This is a genomic window from Deinococcus sp. YIM 134068, assembly GCF_036543075.1.
Taxonomy (GTDB): Bacteria; Deinococcota; Deinococci; order Deinococcales; family Deinococcaceae; genus Deinococcus; species Deinococcus lichenicola.
On sequence record NZ_JAZHPF010000003.1, the window covers coordinates 1 to 22,599 of the forward strand.

The window sequence follows — 22,599 nt, forward strand, 5'->3', positions numbered from 1 at the left end:
CAGTCTGGAGCTGAGCCAGGACAGCCTGGTAGAGTCGAGGAGCGTCCCCGGCGGCATTTTCAGTTGTCACAAACAGAAAGTGTCCCCTACCGGGGACGCTTTCTCATACTTTCTGTCAGGCGGTCAGATCCCCACCCTCTGCACGGTACCTGCCGCGCTGGGCCGCTACCATGCCCCCCATGACGAAGAGCATCGCCGCCTTTCAGGACGAACACGGGCGTATCACGGGCTGGCCCTCCGACCGCCGCCGCGCACATCAACTCGCCATCCTCGATCACCTGACGGGCCTGTTCGAGCCGGGCCGCCGCTACAGCGAGGCCGAGGTGGAGACCATCCTGCGCGACCACAGCACGCTGGAGGAACCGGGCGTGCTGCTCGCCGAACTCGTGGACGGCGACTATCTGGCGACGGGGGACGGCACCTACTGGCGGGCCGACAGCCGACCCAATGGCTAGGCTCACGACCCGCTACATCTGCAATTCCTGCGGCTACCAGTCGGCCAAACCGCTGGGCCGCTGCCCAAACTGCCAGGCGTGGAACTCCTTTGAGGAGGAGGTGCCCACCGCCGCCGTCGGCAAGGTCCGAGCGGGTGGAGCAGGTGGTTATGGCGGCATTTCCGGCGGCAAGCTCACGCCCCTCTCCACCGTCGGACGGCGCGAGGAACCCCGCCTCCCCAGTGGCATCCCCGAACTCGACCGGGTGCTGGGGGGCGGGTTGGTCGCGGGCGGCGTGACCCTCATCGGCGGTGAACCCGGCATCGGCAAGAGCACGCTGCTCCTTCAGGTCGCGGACAAGCTCGCCGTGCAGGGCCAGACGGTCCTCTACGTCGCGGGCGAGGAGTCGCTGGAGCAGATTCGCCTGCGCGCCGACCGCCTCGGCGTCGAGGGCGACATTCACCTCACCCGCGACACGCGGGCCGAGCACGTCGCCGCCCTGATGGCCGAACATAAACCCGCCCTGTGCATCGTGGACTCCATCCAGACGGTGACGGTGGAGGGCGACGGCACTCCCGGCGGCGTGGCCCAGGTCCGCGAGGGGACCGCGCTGCTCACCCGCGCCGCGAAGGAGACGGGCACTGCGACCGTCCTTGTCGGCCACGTGACGAAGGAGGGCACCGTCGCCGGGCCGAAGGTGATGGAGCATATCGTGGACACGACGGTCTTTCTGGAGACGGTCGGCTCGTTCCGGCTGCTCCGTTCTGTGAAGAACCGCTTCGGGCAGGCGGGCGAACTCGGCGTCTTCGAGATGCGGGGCGAGGGCCTCGTCGCCGTGGAGAACCCCTCGGAGGCCTTCCTCGCCGAGCGGCCCGTGGGCGTGCCCGGCTCGGTCGTCGCCGCGACCATCGACGGGCAGCGGCCCATGCTGCTGGAGGTCCAGGCCCTCGCCGCCAAGACGCCCTACCCCAACCCGCGCCGGGTGGTCGTCGGCCTCGACCCCCGGCGGGTGGACGTGGTGCTCGCCGTGCTGGAGCGCCGCCTCGACCTCACATTGGGGGGGCTGGACGTATACGTGAACCTCGCGGGCGGCCTCAAGGTCGCCGATCCCGGCCTCGACCTGCCCGTGGCGCTGGCGGTGTACTCCGCCGTCGTGGGCCGCGCTCTGCCCGGTCACGTCGCCGTCTTCGGGGAGGTCGGGCTGGCGGGCGAGGTCCGCTCCACGCAGGGCAGCCTTCGCCGCGCCGAGGAGGCCACCCGCGCGGGCTACCGCAGCCTCATCGTTCCGCCCGGCCTGGACGGGCGCGAGGGCGTCCGCAGCGTGGAGGAGGCCGTCGCGCTGGTCTGGAAGACGGCGGGCTGAGCGTTTCTTTGCCGCTTGATACAGGATTGGTCAAGGAAAGGGACGCTCCTTGCAATGTGCGGCGGCACGCCCGGAGGCAGACTGTTTCCTATGAAGAATGGAACGCTGAAGCTGCTGGCCCTGACCGCCCTCCTCGCCCTGCCCGTGAGCGCCTTCGCCCAGACGGAAACGGAAGCGACGGGGACCACGACCGAAACGACGACGGATACGGTCACCGACATCACCACCACGGATACCGCGACCGACACCGCAACGGATACGGCGACCGACACGACAACCACCGACACCGCGACGGACACGACCACAACCGAAACCAATACTGACTCCGGAACCGACTGGGGCTGGCTCGGCCTCGCCGGGTTGCTTGGCCTCGCCGGATTGGCGGGCCGGAACGCCGCGAACGCGAACCGCCGCTGAGTCACCCATGAGAAAGCCGCCGCCCGAAGCATGGGCGGCGGCTTGTCTTTTGCTGACGGCTGATTGCTGAAGGCTCTTAGTTCAACACCCCAGTGTCGAACCGGAACTTCTGCCCGTCGTAATCCACCACGAGCGTGGAGTTGTCCTGCACGTGCCCACTCAGAATCTCGCGGGCCAGGGGCGTCTCGACCTCGCGGGCGATGGCGCGCTTGAGGGGGCGGGCACCGAAGGCTGGGTCGTAGCCGATCTGGGCCAGTCGGTCCTTCGCGGTGTCCGTGAGGTGCAGCGTGACGCGGCGCTCGGCGAGCCTCTTGCGGAGGCCCTGCATCTGGATGTCCACGATCTTGTGGAGGTCTGCGGGCGTCAGCGCGTCGAAGACGATGATGTCGTCCACGCGGTTGAGGAACTCGGGGCGGAAGTGCGCTTGCAGGGCACCCATCACCCGGTCCTGGATGCTCTCGGCGCTCTCGCCCAGCGCCTGCGCCTCCAGGATCAGCGGCGACCCGATGTTGCTCGTCAGGATGATCAGCGTGTTGCGGAAGTCCACGGTGCGGCCCTGCCCGTCGGTGAGGCGTCCGTCGTCCAGCACCTGCAGCAGCACGTTGAACACGTCCGGGTGGGCCTTCTCGATCTCGTCGAGCAGGATCACCGCGTAGGGGCGGCGGCGCACGGCCTCCGTCAGTTGGCCGCCCTCCTCGTAGCCCACGTAGCCGGGAGGTGCCCCGATCAATCGGGCGACCGTGTGCTTCTCCATGTACTCGGACATGTCGAGGCGGACCATCGCGTCACTTGAGTCGAACAGGAACTCCGCCAGCGCCTTCGCCAGCTCGGTCTTGCCCACGCCCGTCGGCCCGAGGAACATGAAGGAGCCGAGGGGACGGTTCGGGTCGCTCAATCCCGCCCGCGAGCGGCGGATAGCGTCGGCCACGCTTACGATGGCGCGGTCCTGCCCGATCACGCGCCCGTGAAGCTGCTCCTCCAGCCGCAGCAGCTTCTCGCGCTCGCCCTCCACGAGCTTGGACACCGGAATGCCCGTCCAGCGGCTGATGACGGCGGCGATGTCCTCCTCCGTCACCTCCATGTGGGCGAACTCGGCCCCCTTGAGCTTGCGCTCGAGGTCCTGCACCTCGCGCTCAAGCTGCGGCAGCCGCCCGTACTCCAGCTCGGCGGCCCGCGCCAGGTCGTACTCGCGCCGCGCCTTCTCGATGTCGGTGCGGACCTGATCGAGCGCCTCTCGCTTCTCGCGCAGAACCTGAACCTCCCCGCGCTCCGCCTCCCAGCGCCCCCGCACCTCGGCGAGGTCGTCGGTGACGGCTTTCAGCGTCTCCTCGATATCGAGCAGTCGGTTCTGGCTGTCCTGGTCCTTCTCGCGCTTCAAGGCCTCGCGCTCGATCTCCAGTTGGAGCTTGCGGCGCTGGAGCTGGTCAATGCGCTCCGGGCTGGACTCCAGCGCCATGCGGAGGCGGGCCGCCGACTCGTCGATCAGGTCAATCGCCTTGTCGGGCAACTGGCGGTCGGAGATGTAGCGGTGCGAGAGCTGCGCCGCCGCCACGAGCGCCGGATCGGTGATCTCGACGTTGTGGTGGACCTGATACCGCTCCTTGATCCCGCGCAGGATGGAGATGGTGTCCTCCACGCTCGGCTCGTCCACGAACACGGGCTGGAAGCGCCGCTCCAGGGCGGGGTCCTTCTCGATCTCACGGTACTCGGCGAGGGTCGTCGCGCCGATGAGGTGCAGCTCGCCACGTGCCAGCGCGGGCTTGAGCATGTTGCCCGCGTCGGGACTGCCCTCGGTCTTGCCCGCGCCGACGATGGTGTGAATCTCGTCCACGAAGAGGATGACCTCGCCCGCCGACGCGACCACCTCGTCAATGACGCCCTTGAGCCGTTCCTCGAACTCGCCCCGGAACTTCGCCCCGGCGAGGAGGCTGCCCATCTCCAGCGAGACGATGCGCTTGTCCTTCAGGCCCTCGGGCACGTCGCCCTTCACGATGCGGATGGCGAGGCCCTCGGCGATGGCGGTCTTGCCCACGCCCGGCTCGCCGATCAGGACGGGATTGTTCTTCGTGCGCCTCAAGAGAATCTGCATCGCGCGGCGAATCTCCTCGTCGCGGCCAATCACGGGATCGAACTTGCCGTCTCGCGCCCTCTGCGTCAGGTCGGTCCCGTACTTGTTCAGGGCGTCGAATTGCTGTTCGGCGGTCTTGCTCGTCACGGTCTTTCCTTTCCGGGCCTGGGTGATGGCCCCGCGCAGAACACTTTCGGCGGGAAGGACCTGCCCCCGGTACTCCCCCCGCAGCGCGAGCAGCAGGGCATCGGCGGCGACGAAGGAGTCACCCAATTCCTTCGCCACGCCCTCCGCCTTCTGCAAGGCGCGGTTCAGCGCCGGATCGAGATACAGGTTGTCGCCACCCCCCTGCACGCGCGGGAGCTTGCCGAGTTCGGCATCCAGCGCGGAGCGGAGCGTGGTCAGGTCGCCCCCGGCGGCGGTGATCGCGCGGGCGGCGGTGTCGTTGTCGGTCAGGGCGCGCAGCACGTGTGCGACGGTCAGATTCTGTTGGTGGTTGGATTGTGCCAGCCCCTGCGCGGCGGCGAGGGCCTGCGTCGCGGCTTCGGTGAAACGTTCGGGATTCAAGAGAACCTCCTCAAGTCTCCCTATTCTGAGACTTGAGTGCGGTCATGTCAAGTTTATTGAGGAAGTGGCTAGCGGTCCACCTGTCCCCGCTTGCAGACCATGCCACCGCCGCACCGACCGAAGACGGTGCTGGACTTGTGCCGTGGGTCGGCCTTCAGGGTCGCCGTGATGGTCGTTCGGCCCAGCTCGCGGCTGCACACCGAGCGCAGCATCCCGCCGGAGTCGATGGTCGCCACGTCCGGGCGGCTGGAGGTCCAGATGACCTCGCGGCTGACGCTGCCGGGGGCGTCGAGGAAAGTCGTGTACCGCTGGAAATGGGGCCAATAGCCGACCACCATCAGATTGTCCGAGTTGACGTTCACGATGCGGAACTCGCGAACGGTCGGCGCGTCAGGTGTGGGCTGGAGCCTGACCGTTACGGGCGTGGGCCGCGCTGGGCCGCATTCGTCGTACTGCACAGGAATATTACGAACGGTCTGTGGCTGATACCAGCGGCGCTTGACCGTCACCATATAGCGTCCATCCGGTCCCCGCCGCATCTTGACCCCTGGATTGTTCCCGCCGTCCATATCAGTGAGCCGCGCTAGCACCTGCCCCCGCTCGTTTTTCACGGTGACGAGGAGGGCAGGTCGGCCAATCTCCACACAGACGGCCCACTGCGGCAGAGGCGACGCCGGACGAGAGGCCGTGCTCCTGCCCGCCAAAGGAGTCACAGACAGGGCGAGTCCAACGAGTGGGAGCAACAGCTTCACAATGTCACCCTACTGAGCTGTTCTGACGAGAGAGTGACGCCTCTCCCCAGCCCACCTCACCGCCCCGACGGCACGAACCGCCCCCCCTCCTCCCGCGTCAGCAATCCGCCGATGAACTCGCCCATGCCCTCGGCGGTGATGGCCTGCCCGTCCTGCGTGCCCGTGCCGCGCACCGGCCCCTCCCAGTAGGCGACGGAGGTGTTCTTGAACAGGAGTTCCTGCTCGTCGCGGGCGGCCTCCAGCGTGAGGCTCAGATTGTCGGCCCGGACCTCCCATCCCAGCACGTACTCGCGTCCGCTGGGGCTGCGGTAGACGCGGCCCGGCGTCATCGTCACGTTCGGCACCTCACGCGCCACGCCCGCCGCGTCCACGCGCGAGGCGGCGACCTGCACGACCTTCCCGGCCCCGTCGCGCACCCGGTAGAGCATCAGGTCCGAGCCGTCCGAGAGGTGCAGCCCGAACCAGTCCCAGCGGGCCTGCGCGCCTGGCTGCTGGTCGCCCCACTGGTGGTCGAGCCATACCAGCCCGCGCGCCTCCCGCGTCTCGCCGCCCGGCAGCGCCACAGTCCCGCCCACGTCCATCCGCGTGATGCTCTGGTAGTACAGCCGCCCGACCTCCGGCGTGCCCGAGTAGCCCGGCGGGTGGACGACCGGCCCCTTGCGCGGCGTCAGCGTGAGGTTGAGCGGCCCGGCCTGAAGGCGATAGGCGGCGGCCTCCTGATTCAGCCGCCAGCCCCCCTGCTCCACCAAGAGCGGGGGGAAGCCGAAGCGGGCACGCTGCGACTCGTTCTCGAAGGTGTAGAGCTTGCCCGCCCGCAGGTCGGCAATCGCCACATGCCCGGCGTGGTAAGGAATGCCCCGGTAGTTCACCTTGAACTGCGCCCAGTGAAAGGCCAGCCCCGACTCCGGCAGGAAGCCCGAGACGTAATACCATTCCGTCGCCGAGTTGCGGGATGACAGGTCGGCGGCATCGGGAATCCGCGCCGGGTCGAACACCTGTGGGGCCGGAAGGCAGGACGTGAACAGGGAGGTACAGACGAGGGCCACCGAACCCGTGGTCAGGAGTCGCATGGCTGACCGTACCCAATCCCGGCAGGCGGCGCGGTAGGCGAGGGCACGGAGCGGGGCGAGGAGAGGTGCCTTTGAGTTGCTACGTCGCCCCAGCCCTCTGCTTCGTAATTCTGCGAGTCAGCCACACGGGGAGAGGGAGAACAACACGGCAACGCCGCGTCTTTGCTCCTCCCCCTTGAGGGGGGAGGCCGGGAGGGGGTGAACGAGCCTGGCAGTCCCAGAAACCAATCCGGCACCTCCACCACAAAAGAAGGAGCCGCCCCCAACCGGAGACGGCCCCCTCTTTCTTCAATCCCTACTCGTCGCCCAGGTACGCCTTCCGCACGCTCTCGTCCCGCGCGATCTCCGCCGCCGGGCCGCTGAGCCGGATCTCGCCCGTCTGGAGGACGTAGGCGCGGTGCGCCACCCCCAGCGCCATGCTCGCGTTCTGCTCGACGAGGAGGATCGTCGTGCCACGCTCGCGGTTGAGCCGCTCCACGATGTCGAAGATGGCCTCCACGAACAGGGGCGAGAGGCCCATCGAGGGTTCGTCCAGCAGCAGCAGCTTGGGATTGACCATCAGCGCCCGCGCAATCGCCAGCATCTGCTGCTCGCCGCCCGACATCGTGCCGCCGAGCTGGTTCTCGCGCTCCTTGAGGCGGGGGAAGAGCGCGAAGCCCTCCTGAATCCGCTCCTCGACGAGCTTGCGGTCGGTGATGGTGTACGCCCCGACCTCCAGGTTCTCGCGCACGGAGAGCTGTGGGAAGATGCGGCGGCCCTCCGGCACGTGGCTCATGCCGCGCCCCATGATCGTGTGGGCGGGCACGCCGTTCACCGTCTGGCCGCCGTAGACGACGCTGCCCGTCCTCGGCTTCATCATGCCGCTCACCGTGCGGAGGGTGGTCGTCTTGCCCGCCCCGTTGCCGCCGATCAGCGCCACGATCTCGCCCTCGCCCACGGTCATGTTCAGCCCCTTGAGGGCGTGGATGTGGCCGTAGTACGTATGCAGGTCGCGCAGCTCCAGCAGGGGAGACCCCACCGCCCGCGTTCCTCCGGTGTCGGGTTGAGTGTCAAGCACGCGGCTGCGCCTCCTTTCCGTACTCGCCCGCCGCCGCCCCGCGCCCGAGGTACGCCTCCATCACGCGCGGGTCGTTGCGGACCTGATGCGGCAGCCCCTCGCTGATCTTCGTGCCGTAGTCGAGGACGGTGATGTGCTCCGAGAGGGTCATCACCAGCCGCATGTCGTGTTCGATCAGGACCACCGTCACCCCCAGCTCGTCGCGGATGCGGCGGATCAGGGCCTTGAGGTCTTCCGTCTCGCGCGGATTCATGCCCGCCGCCGGTTCGTCCAGCAGCACGAGCTTGGGCGTGGTCGCCAGCGCGCGGGCAATCTCCAGCTTGCGCTGGTCGCCGTAGGGAAGGTTCGTCGCCAGTTCGCGCCGCCAGCGCCCCAGCCCCACGAAGTCGAGCATGACCTGAGCGACCTCGCGCGCCTCGCCCTCGCTGTCGTGGAAGCGGCGCGTCCGCAGCATGGCGTCCACGAAGCCCGCCTTCAACCGCGTGTGCCGCCCCACCATGATGTTCTCCTCGGCGCTCATGGTGGAGAACAGGCGGATGTTCTGAAAGGTCCGCGCGATGCCGGCGCTCACGACCTGATCGGGGCGCAACCCCACCAGTTCCTGCCCGGCGAGGCGGATGGTGCCCGTGTTCGGGCTGTAGATGCCCGTCACGAGGTTGAAAAAGGTCGTCTTCCCGGCCCCGTTCGGCCCGATGATGCTCACGATGCTCTGCTCGGGCACCTGCATCGTCACGTCGTTCACGGCGGTCAGCCCGCCGAAGGTCTTGGTGACCCCCTGCACGTCGAGGATGTTCACCGCGTCTCTCCCTTCGTGCCGCCCGCCCGGTCCTCCTCGTGCTGCGGCGCGAGGCCGGGGCTGAACACGTCCCCGCCGCCCGCCGTCAGCGCCGGACCCACACCGTGCGCGCTGTCGTCCTCCTGATTGTCGTCGTGGTGCAGCTCCAGCACCCGCCGCCTGTTGGGCAACAGCCCCTCCGGGCGCAGCAGCATGATCGCCACGAGGATGATGCCGAACACCAGCCGCTGGAGCTGCCCCGGATTGACCTGCTGCGGAATCCAGGGAACGTTGGCCGTCGCCTCGCCCAGCCCCGGCAGGATGCGGAGGTTGAGCAGCGTCACCACTGTCGCGCCCAGGATCACGCCGGGAAACGACCCCATCCCTCCCAGGATGACCATGCTCAGCACGCCGATGCTCTGGAAGATGTTGAAGCTCTCCGGGCTGACGAACGTTTGCTTGGCCGCGAAGACCATGCCCATCACGCCCGCGAAGGACGCGCCCGTGGCGAAGGCGATCAGCTTCGTCTGCACGAGCGGCACGCCCATCGCCTGCGCGGCAATTTCGTCGTCGCGGATGGCGATCCACGCCCGCCCGATGCGCGAGCGGTCCAGCCGCACGTTCACGAGCAGGATCAGCGCGACGAGCACGAGGACGAGGACATACAGGAAGAGCAGGTAATACTGGTCCGGCTGGAAGCCCAGCGCCCCCGCCGCCCGGTCGAACCACGGCACCGACGCACTCCTGATCGGCGTGATGCCCTGCGACCCCGCCGAGTACAGGTCGAGGTTGTTCGCCAGCACGCGGATCACCTCGCCCAGCCCCAGCGTGATGATGGCGAGGTAGTCGCCCTTGAGCCGCAGCACGGGCAGACCGATCAGCACGCCCACGACGGCGGCGGCGAACACGCTCAGCGCGAGGAACAGCCAGAAGAAGTTGGGGTCGATGCCGTTCGCCAGCCCGGCGGCCCGCGAGGCGTTCAGCACCAGCAGCGCCCGCCCGACGAGCAGGATGCCCGCCACGAGGCCGAAGCTCGCCAGCCCGAAGCTCCACGTGGAAGCGCGGGTGGGGGCCGTTCGTGCCCCCCGGCGGCGGATGTAGACCATGCTCGCCGCCGTCACCGCCGTCAGGAACAGCCCGAAGGCGAGCGTGGCCGCGTTCGTCCCGCCCGGATTCTCGCCGTAGTAGCGCAGAATTTCCGCGAAACGCGGGCTGGCGAAGATGCCCCACACGTACGCGCCCACCGCAAAGAACGCCACGTACCCCAGGTCGAGCAGCCCCGCGAGGCCGACCACGATGTTCAGCCCCAGCGCGAGCGCCGCGAAGATCATGATCTGGATGCTCAGGTCGAGCAGCGAGGTGTCCTGCTGCCCCGCCCACGGCAGCACGAGCAACAGGCTGCCCAGCCCCACGAGCGCCTTCGCCCAGGGGGCCGCCCGCCACAGGTACGCGAAGAGCACGTTGGCGAGGAACAGAGAGACGATCACCGCCTCCACGATGGGGTTGCGGAGGGTGTCGCCCAATCCGCCCAGCCGCTCCAGCCCGTCGGGGTTGTGCGACACGAGGAGCAGCGCGCTCGTCAGGAGGAAGAGCAGCACGAGCAGGAAGGTCCGGTCGGGGACGGGCAGGGCGCGGCGCGGGGCCGCCGGGTTGACCGCCGTCATACCTTCTCCACGTTGCTCTTGCCGAGCAGGCCGGTCGGCTTGAAGATCAGGATGAGCACGAGCACGAGGAAGGCCCCGATCCGCTGGTAGGAGGCGTCGATGGCCTCCAGGTTGGCAATTCCCAGCAGCCCGCCGAAGATGTTCGTCACGCCGATCAGGTTCTGGATGACGCCGAGGACCAGCCCGCCGAGCACCGCGCCCGGAATCGAGCCGATGCCCCCCAGCACGGCGGCGGTGAAGGCGATGATGCCGGGGTCGAAGCCCGAGTAGGCGTTCACGGTGCCGAACTTCATCCCGAACAGCACCCCGCTGATGCCGCCGAGCGCCCCGCCGATCAGGAAGGTCGCCGAGATCATGCGGTTGGCGTCGATGCCCATCAGTCCCGCCGTCACGCGGTCCTGCGCCACGGCCCGAATCGCCTTGCCCAGCCGCGTACGGTTGACGAGATAATTCAGCACCGCCAGGCTCAGCAGCGACACGACGATCAGGATCACGTCCTTGAGCTGGAGGTCGATGCCCACGGTGCGGAGCACGTTCCCCAGCGCCTCACACGAACTCCCCTCCCCGCAGAACTTGCCGCTGAAGCCAGCAGGCAGCGTGTACGTCAGGTCGAAGCGGCCCTGGAAGCCCTCGATGATCCGCAATACGTCCTGCAAGATGAGCGAGACGCCGATGGCCGTGATGAGGGGCACGAGCTTGGGTGCGTTCCGCAGCGGGCGGTAGGCCAGCCGCTCGATCAGGACATTGAGCAGCCCCGAGACGAGCATCGCGGCGAGCAGGGCGATGATCAGCTTGAGGTAGCCGTTCAGCGGGCTGGGGGCGAGGACCCGGAAGACCTCGAAGCCGACGACGGCCCCGGTCACGAAGACCTCCGAGTGGGCGAAGTTGATGAGTTGCAGCACGCCGTACACCATCGTGTAGCCGAGGGCGATGATCGCGTACACGAAGCCGAGGACGAGTCCGCCCGCGATCACGTTGACGACGAAGGGCAGCAGGGTGGCGAGGTCCAAAGGTCTTCTCCTCTCGGTCTTGCTTCGGGGGTGAACGGGTCAGGCTGGCGTCAGGTCCGGTCCCAGCCGCGCCCACCATAGCGGGCGACTCGACCATAACGAAAGGAGCCGGACAGCACGCCCGGCCCCTCTATGTCGTCCGGCGGCCCCGGTTACTGCTTGGCGGGGCGGACCGGCAGGCTGGTGGAGAGCTTGTACTTGCCGTCCTGCACGTTCATCACGTACAGGGTCGCCGCGCGGCGGTCGCCGACGCTGTTGAACGAGACGTTGCCCGACAGCAGCCCCGTGAAGCTGCCCTTGCGGATGGCCGCCTCGACCTGCTGGCGGGTGGGAGCCTTGTTGCCGTTCGCCCGCGCGGCGGCGAGGATGCCCTGCAAGACCACCTTCGCGGCGTCGTACCCGAAGGCCCCGAAGCCCTGCGCGGCGTCGTTGAAGGTCTTCTGGTAGCTCGCGGCGAAGGTCTTCGCGGCGGGCAGCGCCTCCAGCGGCGCGGCCACCGTCGTGAAGTAGATGTTGCTGGCACCCGCCCCGGCGATGGTCGCCAGCTCGGCGCTGTCCAGCCCGTCGCCGCCGACGACCGGCGCGGTCACGCCCGCCTCGCGCAGCTGCTTGATGAACACGCCCACCTGGTTGTAGATGCCGCCGAAGTAGATCGCGTCGGGCCGCTGGAGGCGAATCTTGGCGACGATGGAGGAGAAGTCGCTCTTCTCTTCCGTGCCCTCGTTGCCCACGACCTGCACGCCCCCCGCCTTCAGCGCCTTCTCGACTTCCAGCGCCAGCCCCTCCCCGTAGGCGGTCTTGTCGTTCAGGACGTAGACCTTCTTGGCCTTGAGGTTGGTGCGGATGAAGTTCGCGCCCGCCGGACCTTGCGCGTCGTCACGCGCCACGATGCGGTTCATGTTGCTCAGGCCCCGGTCAGTCACCTGATTGGCCGTGTTCGCCGGGCTGACCATCGCCACGCGGCTCGCCACGAGCGCCTGCGAGGAGGGAATCGCCACGCCCGAGTTCAGCGTGCCCACCACCGCGAGGATCGAGCGGTCCGACGCGATCTTGCGCGCCTGCGACGTGCCGGTCGCCGGGTCGGCCTGGTCGTCGTACGCGACGAGTTGCAGGTTCATGCCGAGCTTCTGGAACTGCGCCTTGTACTCGTTGAGGGCCACCTGCGCGCCGTTGCGAATCTGGGTGCCCAGGTCGCTCTGCCCGCCCGAGAGGGGCGACAGCGTGGCGATCTTGACCGTCGTCTGGGCGCTCGCGCTTCCCAGGGCGAGGGCGGTGAGGAGGGAAAGGCTCAGGGCGGTTTTCTTCATGGGTCCTCCGGGTGGGGTGCTGTGGAAATTGTCCCAATTCTAGGGACGCCTTTACGCGGTGTCAATGCGAGACTCATGTGAGTATGGGAGGGCGGAAGAGATTCCATCCCCGGATGAGGAAACTGAATTGCTGTCCAGGGGGCAGGTTGGCAATTTTCGTCCTGGCCCGCCGCCTCCCGTCTAGCCGTCTGGGCGGGGGCCAGCCTCCTCCTCAGATCAAGTCCAGATACCGCTCCAGCTCCCAGGCGTGGACGGCGGAGGAATACTCGCGCCACTCGGCCCGCTTGGCGGCGACGAAGTGGTCGAGCACGTGGTCGCCCAGCGCCCCGGCGATCACGGGGTCTTTGGCGAGTTCGTCCACGGCCTCGCGCAGGTCGGAGGGCAACTCGCGGATGCGGTGGTGTCTCTTCTCGCGCACCGTCATGCGGAAGATGTTGCGCTGGATGGCGGGCGGCGGCTCCATCCCCTCGCGGATGCCGTCCAGCCCCGCCGCGAGCATGGCCGCGAGCGCGAGGTAGGGGTTGCACGAGGGGTCGGGCATCCGCATCTCCGCGCGGGTGGCGTTGCCGCGCTTGGCGGGAATGCGGATCAGGGCCGAGCGGTTGCTCGTGCTCCACGCGACGTTCACCGGGGCCTCGTAGCCGGGCACCAGCCGCTTGTAGGAGTTCACGAGCGGGTTGGTGATCGCCGCCATGCCGCCCGCGTGCTCCAGCAGCCCGGCGATGAAGTGCCGCGCGGTGTCCGACAGGCCGTACTCGCCCGCCGGGTCCGCGAAGGCGTTCTGCCTGCCCCGGAAGAGGCTGAGGTGGCAGTGCATCCCCGAGCCGCTGACGCCCGCGATGGGCTTGGGGAGGAAGGAGGCGAGCAGGCCGTACTCCAGCGCCACCCGCTTGACCACGAACTTGAAGGTGGCGATGCGGTCGGCGGTCTCCAGCGCGGGCGCGTAGCGGAAGTCGATCTCGTGCTGCCCCGGCGCGACCTCGTGGTGCGACGCCTCGATCTCGAAGCCCATCTGCACGAGCTTGTTGGCGATTTCCCGGCGGATGCGCTCGCCCTTGTCCACGGGCGCGAGGTCGAAGTACCCAGCCTTGTCGTGCGTGACCGTGCTGCCCCGGCCATCCGCCCCCCGCTCGAACAGGAAGAACTCCGGCTCGGTCCCCACGAACATCTCGAAGCCGAGGTCCCGCGCCCGCCCGATCTGCCGCTTGAGCACCACGCGCGGGTCCCCCTCGAAGGGCGTCCTGTCAGGCAGGGTCACGTCACAGATCAGCCGCGCGACCCGGCCCCGCTCGCCCTCCTCTCGCGAGAACTGCGGGTAGATCAGGAAGGTCGAGAGGTCGGGCGCGAGGAGCATGTCGCTCTCCTCGACGCGGGTGAAGCCCTCCACCGCGCTGCCGTCGAAGGTCACGTCGCCCGCCAGCGCCTTCTCGAACTGCGAGGCGGGCACCTCCACGTTCTTCGTCGTCCCCAGGATGTCGGTGAATTGCAGGCGCAGGAACTTGACGTTCTCGTTGCCCAGCGTGGCGAGGATGTCCGGCGGCGTCCGCGCGGGGCCGCCCGGTGGATTGGAGGTGGCAGGGGTCATGTTTGGGTTGACCGTACTGACTCGCGCGCCCGGACGCAAGCACCACCTCCGGGCCGGTCGTGACACGGGGGGGCGGCCCCGCGCAAGTTGTCTACCTTCCAGCGGACATCCGGCCAGGATGCCGTGGTCAAAGTGCAGAGCCAGTTCGCGGAACCCGCCCTGCCCCCTATCCCACCTGCAACTTGTCCAGCCCCGCGTTGACCCTACTTTTCTCAGACTCCTATACTCCGGCCTAGAGTCGGGTGGAGATCGTCAAGGGGACGGAAAGGGATGCCGCCGTGCCGTGCCCCGGACGAGGCCGACCACAGGGAGAGGAACCATGAACCACGATTTCGATGTGATTTCCGCCGCCCGCAACTGGCGCGTCGACGCCACCCTGCCCCTGACCCCCGCGCAGGTCGTGGACGAGCTGTTCGCGCGGGACGTGCTGACGCTCGAGCAGATCAAGACCCGCCTGAGCAAGCCGGTGTACAAGAGCCTCCAGGCCACGCTGGAGCGCGGCGAGACGCTCGATCCCGGCATCGCCGACACCGTGGCGCTGGCGATGAAGAACTGGGCGATGGAGAAGGGCGCGACCCACTACACCCACTGGTTCCAGCCGCTGACCGGCTCGACCGCCGAGAAGCACGACTCGTTCGTGTCGCCGAACGGGGACGGCCTCGCCATCGCCACCTTCAGCGGCAAGGAGCTGATCCAGGCCGAGCCGGACGCCTCGTCGTTCCCGTCGGGCGGCCTGCGGGCGACCTTCGAGGCGCGCGGCTACACGGCGTGGGACCCGAGTAGCCCCGCCTTCATCATCCGGCACGCGAACGGCGCGACCCTGTGCATCCCGACCGTCTTCGCGTCGTGGACGGGCGAGGCGCTCGACAACAAGACGCCCCTCCTGCGCTCCGTCGAGGCGCTGAACAAGGCCGTCACGCCCGCGCTGCACCTCTTCGGCGCGTCGGAGGGCACGCGCGTGGGCAGCACGCTGGGAGCCGAGCAGGAGTACTTCCTGATCGCCGAGGAGTACTTCTACCGCCGCCCCGACCTCGTGATGACGGGCCGCACCCTCTTCGGGGCGCAGCCGCCGCGCGGGCAGGAGCTGGAGGACCACTACTTCGGCGCGATTCCCGACCGGGTGCTGAGCTTCATGACGGACGCGGAAACGCAGCTCTACGCGCTGGGCATCCCCGTCAAGACCCGCCACAACGAGGTCGCGCCCGGCCAGTTCGAGATCGCCCCGATCTTCGAGCTGAGCAACGTGGCCGCCGACCACCAGCAGCTCACCATGCAGGTGCTCCGCAACACGGCGCGCAAGTACGGGCTGGTCTGTCTGCTGCACGAGAAACCCTTCGCGGGCGTGAATGGCTCGGGCAAGCACTGCAACTGGAGCATGGGCACGAACGCGGGCGAGAACCTGCTCGAACCCGGCGACACCCCGCACGAGAACCTCCAGTTCCTGTTCTTCTGCGCGGCGGTCATCAAGGCCGTGGACGAGCATCAGGACCTCCTCCGCATCTCGGTCGCCTCGGCCAGCAACGACCACCGCCTCGGCGCGAACGAGGCCCCGCCCGCGATCCTCTCGATCTTCCTGGGCAGCGAGCTGACCGACATCTTCGAGCGGCTGGCGAGCGGTCAGGGCGGGCGCGGGCCGGAGGCCGGATTCCTGGGCCTGGGGTCGAGCGTCCTGCCGCCCCTGCCCCGGCACGCGGGCGACCGCAACCGCACCTCGCCCTTCGCCTTCACGGGCAACAAGTTCGAGTTCCGGGCGGCGGGGTCCTCCCAGAGCATCTCCATGCCCATCACGGTCCTGAATACCATCGTGGCCGACGCGGTGCAAAAACTCACGGCGGACCTCGAGGGACGGCTCACGCGCGGCACCGAACTCGACGCGGCGGTCGGCGAACTCGTCAAGGAGACGTACGTGGCCCACCAGCGCATCGTCTTCAACGGCGACGGCTACTCCGAGGAGTGGCACCGCGAGGCCGAGCACGGGCGCGGGCTGCTCAACCTGCGGACCAGCCTCGACGCCATCGAGCACCTGACGGACGAGAAGAACGCGCGACTCTTCGAGCGCTTCGGCGTGCTGTCGGGGCGCGAACTCGCCGCCCGGCAGGAGATCATGTACGACGTGTACTTCAAGACGGTGAACATCGAGGGCGAGACGACCGAATCCATCGCCCAGACGATGATCCTGCCCGCCGCCGTGGAGTACCTGGGCGACCTCGCCGCCGTGAAAACCGCCAGCCGGGCCGTGGAGGCCACCACCGCAGAGGTCGCAGGGGTCACCGACGAGCTGTACGACGCCCTCCAGACCCTGCGCGAGCAGAACAGGGCGCTCGGCGGCGAGGAAATCCACGAGAAGGCCCACCACGTCCGCGACCACGTGCTTCCCGCAATGGGGCAGGTCCGGCAGGCCGCCGACAAGCTCGAAAAGATCGTCTCCGACAAGCACTGGCCGCTGCCGACGTACCGGCAGATGTTGTTCGTGAAGTAAAGCGGTCAGCTCTCAGCCGTCAGCTTTCAGCAGGGACAAAGAGAGGGGCCGTCCGAACGTGGGCGGCTCTCTGTTTCTGTGGCTGACGGCTGACCGCTGAAAGCTGACGGCTGCTAGACTTTCCCCGTGCTGAACCTGCTGCGCAAGCCGCCCGTGACGCCCGCCGACCTCGACGAGGGGCTGGCGGCCCTGGGGCTGGACGGGTCGCAGCACGCTATCGTCCACGCGAGCCTCAAATCCTTCGGGCAGGTGGAGGGCGGGGCGCGGGCGATGGTGGACACGCTGGCGGGGCGCGCGGCGACGGTGGTGGCTCCGGCCTTCACGTACGGCACCCTGTTGCGGCACGCGACCTCGCCCGTCCACGCCCGGTACCGCCGCGACCTGCGGGTGAGCCGGGACATAGGCCGGGTGCCGCAGGACCTCGTGGAGCGGGCGGAGGCGGTGCGCTCCTTCCACCCGACGCTGAGTTTCATCGCGCTGGGGCAGGAGGCGGAGCGGATCACGGGCGTGCAGACGCTCTCCAGCCCCTACGCGCCGATTGGTGCCCTGTACGATCTGGACGGCTTCGCCCTCCTGATGGGCGTGGACTTCGGCAGCAACACGACGGTCCACTACGGCGAGCACGTGGCGGGAATGCCGCTGCTCACGCGCTACGTCCCCATTGACGGCGAGGTGCGGCCCACCGCCTTTCCCAACTGTTCGGCGGACTTCGAGCGGATGGCCCCGCACGTCCACGCCCGCTCGGTGCGGGTGGGCGGCTCCACTCTGCGGCTGTACCGGGTGCGCGACCTCGTGGACGCGACCGTGGCGGCCCTGACCCGCGACCCCGAACTCCTGCTGTGCACCGCGCCGGGCTGCCGCTGTCAGGAGGTGCGGCGGCTCGTGCGGCAGCGTGGCCTGACGCCGAGGCCGCATGGGGGGCTGGGGTAGGAGAGGGGCGGCCAGCGGCCAGCTTCCAGCCGCCAGCGACCCTAAGACACCTGCCGCAACGGTTGACCGTCCGTTCCCTCGAACGTCGCCCCGCACACCTCGCAGCGCCACACGCGCGTGGTGACGATTCTGGGGATGAGGGTCGTCCGCCAGTTCCCGTCCTCGGGCATGGGCGGGCGTGGGGGCGTCACGTCGTGCAGGGTGCCGCGCAGTCCGCAATTCGGGCAGCGCCGTCGGCGCTCCGACCACGCCGCCGCCAGCAGCGCCACGGGCAGCAGGGCCAGCGCCAGCACGAGGAAGAGGGGCAGCGCGAGGAGCAGGAGGAGCTTCAGCGCCGTCTCACGAAGCAGGCTCACGCCCTACAGCCTCAGCCCCATCGTGATTCCGCCGTTCGTCTGCGCCAGTTCCCGAAACCCCAGGTGACGGTAGAAGCCCTGGGCGCGGACGTTGCGCGTGCCCACGCCGAGGTGGACGCCCGGCGACCCCGCCTCCCTGAGCGCGGTGAAGAGGCGGTTCATCATCCGCCGCCCGTGCCCGCCTCCCTGTCCGCGCGGCAGCAGGTCGATGTGGAGGTGGGAGGGGAAGGCGGCCAGCACGGCGGGGTCCGCCCGTCGTGGATGGTGGATGAGGTGAGTCAGCCGCTCGTCGGGCGTCCGCTCCTGCGCGGGGAGGTGGGCGGAATCCCGGTCCTGTTCCCGGAGCCTCGGCCACCACTCCCGCTCCAGCCGCTCCTCGAAGGCCGCCGTGTCCGCCACCCCGAGGACGTAGCCGCACACCTCCCCGCCGCCGTCCTCCAGCACGAAGGTGAACTCCGGCGCGAACGTCAGGTAAGGCCCCGCGTAGATATGCCCGACGAGGAGGGGGTCCCGGTAGAGGTTCGTCGCGTCCGCCCCGCTGTCCGCCGTCTCCAGGCAGATGCGGTACAGGGCCGCCCGGTCGTCGGGGGTGGCGGGCCGGATCGTGAACACGGCCTATTCAACGCCGGGAGGGGAGGGGAGGGCAAGACCCGTGGGTCGGTAGGAAGTGGTCAGTGGACTCGATCTTTTTCACTTCCTCCTGACGACTCACGACAGATACTCCCGCTCCCACACGAGGTCGCGCAGGACCCACCCGCTGCCCGGAAATCTCAGCCCGGCGCGCATCTCCGCCAGGAGGTACTCGCGCACGTCGCGCACGTCCACCCCCCCGGCGATGACCTCGCCGAGGTTGCGGCGACCGTCGAGCGCCTCCGTGACGGTGGTGCGGCGGGCGCGGGGATTGGCCTGAAGCCGCAGGCTGTACCACGCGAAGTCCCCGGTGGGGTCCACCCGCCCCTCCTCCAGTCCGGTGGCGACCTGCTGCGCCACGGCGAAGAGCGTCTGGCCCGACTGCGCGGCGGCCTCGCGCACGCTGCGCCCGGCGGGGCCGATCAGGGGCGGCAGCGCTCCCTGAAAGATGCGGCTGGGGCTGCCGATCACCGCGCAGACCTGCTCCCACTCGTCCGCAGAGCGCGCCCAGTCGGCGGCGAAGTGCCCGTAGGGGGCCAGGGGCGTACCCGTCACCCCGCGCGGGGTGAACTCGAAGCTGCCCTCCGTCGGCAGGAGCGGGCTGGCCTGGATCGCGTCCACCCCCAGCCAGTCGAGGATGCCCCCGCCGACGATCTCCCCGTGGACGAAGGCGACGGTGAAGGGCACCTCCGATTGCACGTCGAGGACGCCCGTCTGCCGGGTCGAGTTGATGAGTTCGAGCACCCCCAGGAGGGGCAGGTCGGAGAGGAGACCCTGCATCTGTGCCCGGAGGCTACCACTCCCCCCGCGACAGTGTGGTGATTCCCCCCATCAAATCGAGCCACGCCCCCCCCAACTCGTGGCTCACGTCCGTCGCGGTGAGGCCGTAGCCATGCCGCGCGCCCGCCCGTTCCCCCGCCCGCGCGTGGAGCCGCACGCCCGCCACCGCCGCGTCGCCCGCCGTCAATCCCTGTCCCAGCAGCGCCGCGACGACCCCGGAGAGCGTGTCGCCCATCCCCGCGCTCGCCATGCCCGGATGTCCGCCCCGGCCCACGTTCAGCCCGCCCGCGTGCGCGACGACGGAGGGGCCGCCCTTGAGGACGACCGCGCCCCCGTACCGCTCCCGCAGCGCGCGGGCGGCGGCGAGAGGGTCCCCCGTCACCGCGCCCGTGCCCACCCCCAGCATCCGGGCGGCCTCGCCGGGGTGGGGCGTCCACACGCAGCCCTCGTGCCCGGCTCCCGCCAGCCCCGGCTGGAGCGCGTCGGCGTCGAGGACGGTCGGCACGCCCCACCCCAATACCACGCGGGCCAGCGCCTCCGCGTCCGGCCCCAGTCCCATGCCGAGGCACACGGCGTCCGGGCGCTCCCGCATCCTACCCAGCGCCCCCGCGAGGTCGTCATGCCGCCGCACCATCAGCTCCGGCGTGACGAGGGGCACGTCCGCCGCCGAGTGGACCGTCACCAGCCCCGCCCCCGCCCGCAGTGCACCCAGCCCCGCCAGCGCCGCCGCCCCCACCGTGCCGGGAGACCCACCGATCACCCACACCCGCCCCGCCGTGCCCTTGTGCGCGTCCGTGCGGCGCACGGGGAGGAGCGCGGCGACCTCGGCATCGGATGGACGGGCGGCCAGCGCCTCCGCTCGCACCCATTCGGGAGGCACGCGCAGCGGTGTGAGAACGACCTCGCCCGCCCGGTGTGCCGCCGATCCGAACAGCAGCGCCGTCTTGTATCCGGTGAGGGCCACCGTGAGGTCGGCCCGCACGCTCTCCTCCGGGGCGTCCGCCCGCGTCGCGTCCAGCCCACTCGGGAGGTCGATGGAGACGACGGCGGCACCCCGCTCCCGCGCCGCGTTCACCGCTCGGACGACTTCTGCCCATGCCGGACGCAACGGCGGCGTGAAGCCCGTTCCCAGCAGCCCGTCCACGATCACGTCTGCTTCTCGCGCGGCCCGTTCGACCTCCTGCGCGGTCAACTCCCCCGGTTCGATCCCGAATGCGGCGAGCCGTTCCGTATTCGACCGGGTGAGTGGGTGGCCTGCCGGGACTGCCAGCACCCGCACCGTCCTTCCCAGCGCCACCAGATGCCGCGCGGCCACAAGCGCGTCCCCGCCGTTCGCCCCGCCCCCGGCGAGGAGCAGGACGCGGGCCGTTGAAAAGCGCGCATGCACCGCGTCCGCCACCGCCCGCCCCGCCTCCTCCATCGCCAGGTCGAGGAGGCCTGCCGCCTCCAGCCGCGCGTCCACGGCGCGCACTCCCTCCGGCGAGAGGACCCACTCGCTCACCTCAGCCCCCCGTCCCGCGCAGGATGAGGAAGAGGACGAGTGCCGCGACCGCAAGCAGCACCCAGCGCAGCAGCCGTAACCGGGCGCTCGTGCGGAACTGCTCGCGCATCTCCGCGCGGGTGTCCTCCTGCGAGCGCCGCACGCTCAGGCGCTGGGCGCGGCGGATGGACCCCACCGCCTCGTGGACCCGTCCCTGCCGCCGCAGCGCCACCCCGAGGTTGTGGTGCGCCCCGTCGAAGTCGGGATTGAACCGCAGCGCCTCGCGGTAACGGGCCTCGGCCTCGGCGGGGTGGCCCGCCTCCAAGTCCAGGTTGCCCAGGTTGGTCAGCGCGCGGTAGTGCCCCGCGTCGGCCCCCAGCGCCTCCCCGAAGCGGGCGCGGGCCTCCTCCGGCTCCTCCCGGAGCGCGTGCAGGACGCCGAGGGCGTTCAGCGCCTCCGCCCTGGTCAGCGGATGCGCGAGGGCCGGGGCAAGTCGCTCCCGCAACGCCTCCGGGTCGCTCTCCCCGCTCGTGCCACGTCCCAGTCCTTCCAAGACGCCCAACGCCGCGCCTAACTCCTCCGGTCCCAGGAGGGAGGTCAGCAGCGCACGTTCCCCACCGCCCAACTCCCTCAACGCCTCCTCCAGCCCCACCCACGCCCGCCGCGCCTGCGGGAGACGCCGGGCACGCACCGCCTCCTGCACGGCGCTGACGCTCCCCAGCACCTCGGTCAGCTCGGCGGGGGCGGTGCCGATCCGCGCGGCGCTCAAGGCCCGGCCCCACTCCCCCGCGCGGGCGAAGGCCGTCCAGTCCGGCGGCGCGGCGGCCCCGGCGGGAGGGGGGGAAACGTCCGTCATGGGCGGAGTATACTGACGCGCCCTTTGTTCCGGCCCCCGGAGAGTGAGACCCCTGTGACCCCACCCGACCCCCCGACCTCTCCGCCCCCCGCCCCGCTGTACTCGCCCGCCCGCGTGCGTGAGCTGCTGAACCGCCACGGCCTGCGCCCCACCAAGAGCCTCGGCCAGAACTTCCTCGTGGACGGCAATATCCTGCGCGCCATCGCCGACGCGGGCGGGGCGGCCCCCGGCGTGCCCGTGCTGGAGGTCGGCCCCGGCCTCGGCGTCCTCACCCGCGAGGTCGCCTCACGCGGGGCGCACGTCACCGCGCTGGAAAAGGACGAGCGATTGAGGCCCGTCCTCGCCGAGACCCTCGCCGGGCTGGACGTGAACGTGGTGTGGGGCGACGCGCTGGACTTCGATTACGGGAGCCTCGCCACGGGCACGCGCGTCATCGCCAACCTGCCGTACTACATCACCGGGGTCCTCCTCTCCCGCTTCATGCACGCGCCCGCCGTCCTCTCGGCCACCGTCCTCGTGCAGAAGGAGGTCGGCCAGCGCCTCGCCGCCCGGCCCGGCGAGGACAACTACGGCTTCCTGAGTGCCTTAACCGCCCTGCACGGCACCGTCCGCCACGTGCGCGACGTGCCGAAGGGGGCCTTTCTCCCCGCGCCCGACGTGACGAGCAGCGTGATGCGGCTGGACTTCGACCGCACCCGCCCGCTGCCCGACCCCGCCTTCCTGCGCTTCGTGGAGACGGCGCTGCAACACCGCCGCAAGACGCTGCGGAACAACCTGCGGCTGGCCGGGCTGGAGGGCGAGGCCATCGACGCGGCGCTCGCGGGGGTGGACCTGCCGCCCGCCGTGCGCGCCGAGGACGTGCCCCTGCCTGACCTGCACGCCCTGGCCGCGCGCCTGGGCGTGGTACGGTAGGGGCCGCGTCACAAACGCTCCTCCCCCTGACTGTAGAAGTGGGCCTTACGCCGCTTCGGGGTGGAGGCATTCATGGGACCGTGCGGACGCGGCCCGGAGGTCTTTTC

At 69.7% G+C, this 22,599-nt stretch carries 20 protein-coding genes; 6 read left to right on the plus strand and 14 right to left on the minus strand.

The features are described 5' to 3' along the window. The first annotated feature begins 179 nt into the window (after positions 1-179). The 3 genes from V3W47_RS04365 (at position 180) to V3W47_RS04375 (ending at position 2,214) form a co-directional block, all read left to right on the plus strand. The gene (locus V3W47_RS04365) at positions 180-455 is read left to right on the plus strand and encodes a DUF2087 domain-containing protein (protein WP_331823958.1); all 276 of its coding nucleotides are present in this window, start codon (positions 180-182) and stop codon (positions 453-455) included. Next, the gene (gene radA, locus V3W47_RS04370) at positions 448-1,797 is read left to right on the plus strand and encodes a DNA repair protein RadA (protein ID WP_331823959.1); all 1,350 of its coding nucleotides are present in this window, start codon (positions 448-450) and stop codon (positions 1,795-1,797) included. Before V3W47_RS04365 ends, radA begins: the two co-directional genes overlap by 8 nt. A 90-nt stretch (positions 1,798-1,887) precedes the next feature. Further along, the gene (locus tag V3W47_RS04375; RefSeq protein WP_331823960.1) at positions 1,888-2,214 is read left to right on the plus strand and encodes a WGxxGxxG family protein; all 327 of its coding nucleotides are present in this window, start codon (positions 1,888-1,890) and stop codon (positions 2,212-2,214) included. 76 nt (positions 2,215-2,290) lie between these two features. On the opposite strand, the gene clpB is transcribed toward V3W47_RS04375, so the two are convergent. From clpB to glnA, 9 genes are all read right to left on the minus strand, one after another. Continuing rightward, positions 2,291-4,849 (minus strand): ATP-dependent chaperone ClpB, encoded by a 2,559-nt coding sequence (gene clpB, locus V3W47_RS04380; RefSeq protein ID WP_331823961.1) that lies wholly within the window; start codon positions 4,847-4,849, stop codon positions 2,291-2,293. A gap of 68 nt (positions 4,850-4,917) precedes the next feature. Then, on the minus strand, positions 4,918-5,460 hold the full coding sequence (locus V3W47_RS04385) for an Ig-like domain-containing protein (RefSeq protein ID WP_331823962.1): 543 nt from the start codon (positions 5,458-5,460) through the stop codon (positions 4,918-4,920). A gap of 197 nt (positions 5,461-5,657) precedes the next feature. Next, a complete protein-coding gene (locus V3W47_RS04390; RefSeq protein WP_331823963.1) occupies positions 5,658-6,671 on the minus strand; it encodes a lipocalin-like domain-containing protein in 1,014 nt (337 codons plus the stop codon). A 295-nt stretch (positions 6,672-6,966) separates the two neighbouring features. Further along, the gene (locus V3W47_RS04395; protein WP_442877201.1) at positions 6,967-7,728 is read right to left on the minus strand and encodes an ABC transporter ATP-binding protein; all 762 of its coding nucleotides are present in this window, start codon (positions 7,726-7,728) and stop codon (positions 6,967-6,969) included. Further along, entirely contained in the window at positions 7,721-8,524 is an 804-nt protein-coding gene (locus tag V3W47_RS04400) for an ABC transporter ATP-binding protein (protein WP_442877202.1), read from the minus strand. Before V3W47_RS04400 ends, V3W47_RS04395 begins: the two co-directional genes overlap by 8 nt. Further along, entirely contained in the window at positions 8,521-10,167 is a 1,647-nt protein-coding gene (locus tag V3W47_RS04405; RefSeq protein ID WP_331823964.1) for a branched-chain amino acid ABC transporter permease, read from the minus strand. The genes V3W47_RS04400 and V3W47_RS04405 overlap by 4 nt, the downstream gene beginning before the upstream one ends. Then, the gene (locus V3W47_RS04410) at positions 10,164-11,177 is read right to left on the minus strand and encodes a branched-chain amino acid ABC transporter permease (RefSeq protein WP_331823965.1); all 1,014 of its coding nucleotides are present in this window, start codon (positions 11,175-11,177) and stop codon (positions 10,164-10,166) included. The genes V3W47_RS04405 and V3W47_RS04410 overlap by 4 nt, the downstream gene beginning before the upstream one ends. A gap of 152 nt (positions 11,178-11,329) precedes the next feature. Next, the gene (locus V3W47_RS04415) at positions 11,330-12,484 is read right to left on the minus strand and encodes a branched-chain amino acid ABC transporter substrate-binding protein (RefSeq protein ID WP_331823966.1); all 1,155 of its coding nucleotides are present in this window, start codon (positions 12,482-12,484) and stop codon (positions 11,330-11,332) included. Positions 12,485-12,695: 211 nt separating this feature from the next. After that, positions 12,696-14,069, minus strand: coding sequence for a type I glutamate--ammonia ligase (gene glnA, locus V3W47_RS04420; protein ID WP_331823967.1), 1,374 nt, complete (start codon positions 14,067-14,069; stop codon positions 12,696-12,698). Positions 14,070-14,388: 319 nt separating this feature from the next. Here glnA and V3W47_RS04425 point away from each other — a divergent pair, with 319 nt between their 5' ends. Together V3W47_RS04425 and V3W47_RS04430 are read left to right on the plus strand one after the other, a co-directional pair. Next, positions 14,389-16,548, plus strand: a complete 2,160-nt coding sequence (locus V3W47_RS04425) for a glutamine synthetase III family protein (RefSeq protein ID WP_331823968.1) — start codon at positions 14,389-14,391, stop codon at positions 16,546-16,548. Between the two features lie 126 nt (positions 16,549-16,674). Further along, on the plus strand, positions 16,675-17,478 hold the full coding sequence (locus tag V3W47_RS04430) for an AAC(3) family N-acetyltransferase (RefSeq protein ID WP_331823969.1): 804 nt from the start codon (positions 16,675-16,677) through the stop codon (positions 17,476-17,478). A gap of 41 nt (positions 17,479-17,519) precedes the next feature. Here V3W47_RS04430 and V3W47_RS04435 read toward each other — a convergent pair whose 3' ends face one another. The 5 genes from V3W47_RS04435 to V3W47_RS04455 form a co-directional block, all read right to left on the minus strand. Further along, entirely contained in the window at positions 17,520-17,834 is a 315-nt protein-coding gene (locus V3W47_RS04435) for a hypothetical protein (protein WP_331823970.1), read from the minus strand. Between the two features lie 3 nt (positions 17,835-17,837). After that, positions 17,838-18,446 (minus strand): GNAT family N-acetyltransferase, encoded by a 609-nt coding sequence (locus tag V3W47_RS04440; RefSeq protein ID WP_331823971.1) that lies wholly within the window; start codon positions 18,444-18,446, stop codon positions 17,838-17,840. Positions 18,447-18,542: 96 nt separating this feature from the next. Next, positions 18,543-19,244, minus strand: a complete 702-nt coding sequence (locus V3W47_RS04445; RefSeq protein WP_331823972.1) for a DUF4388 domain-containing protein — start codon at positions 19,242-19,244, stop codon at positions 18,543-18,545. A gap of 13 nt (positions 19,245-19,257) precedes the next feature. Continuing rightward, the gene (locus V3W47_RS04450; protein WP_331823973.1) at positions 19,258-20,745 is read right to left on the minus strand and encodes an NAD(P)H-hydrate dehydratase; all 1,488 of its coding nucleotides are present in this window, start codon (positions 20,743-20,745) and stop codon (positions 19,258-19,260) included. A 1-nt stretch (position 20,746) separates the two neighbouring features. Next, complete coding sequence (locus V3W47_RS04455) at positions 20,747-21,580, minus strand: tetratricopeptide repeat protein (RefSeq protein ID WP_331823974.1); 834 nt, start codon at positions 21,578-21,580, stop codon at positions 20,747-20,749. 54 nt (positions 21,581-21,634) lie between these two features. On the opposite strand from V3W47_RS04455, the gene rsmA reads away from it, so the two are divergent. Beyond that, positions 21,635-22,492 (plus strand): 16S rRNA (adenine(1518)-N(6)/adenine(1519)-N(6))-dimethyltransferase RsmA, encoded by an 858-nt coding sequence (gene rsmA, locus V3W47_RS04460; RefSeq protein WP_331823975.1) that lies wholly within the window; start codon positions 21,635-21,637, stop codon positions 22,490-22,492. Positions 22,493-22,599: the final 107 nt, after the last annotated feature.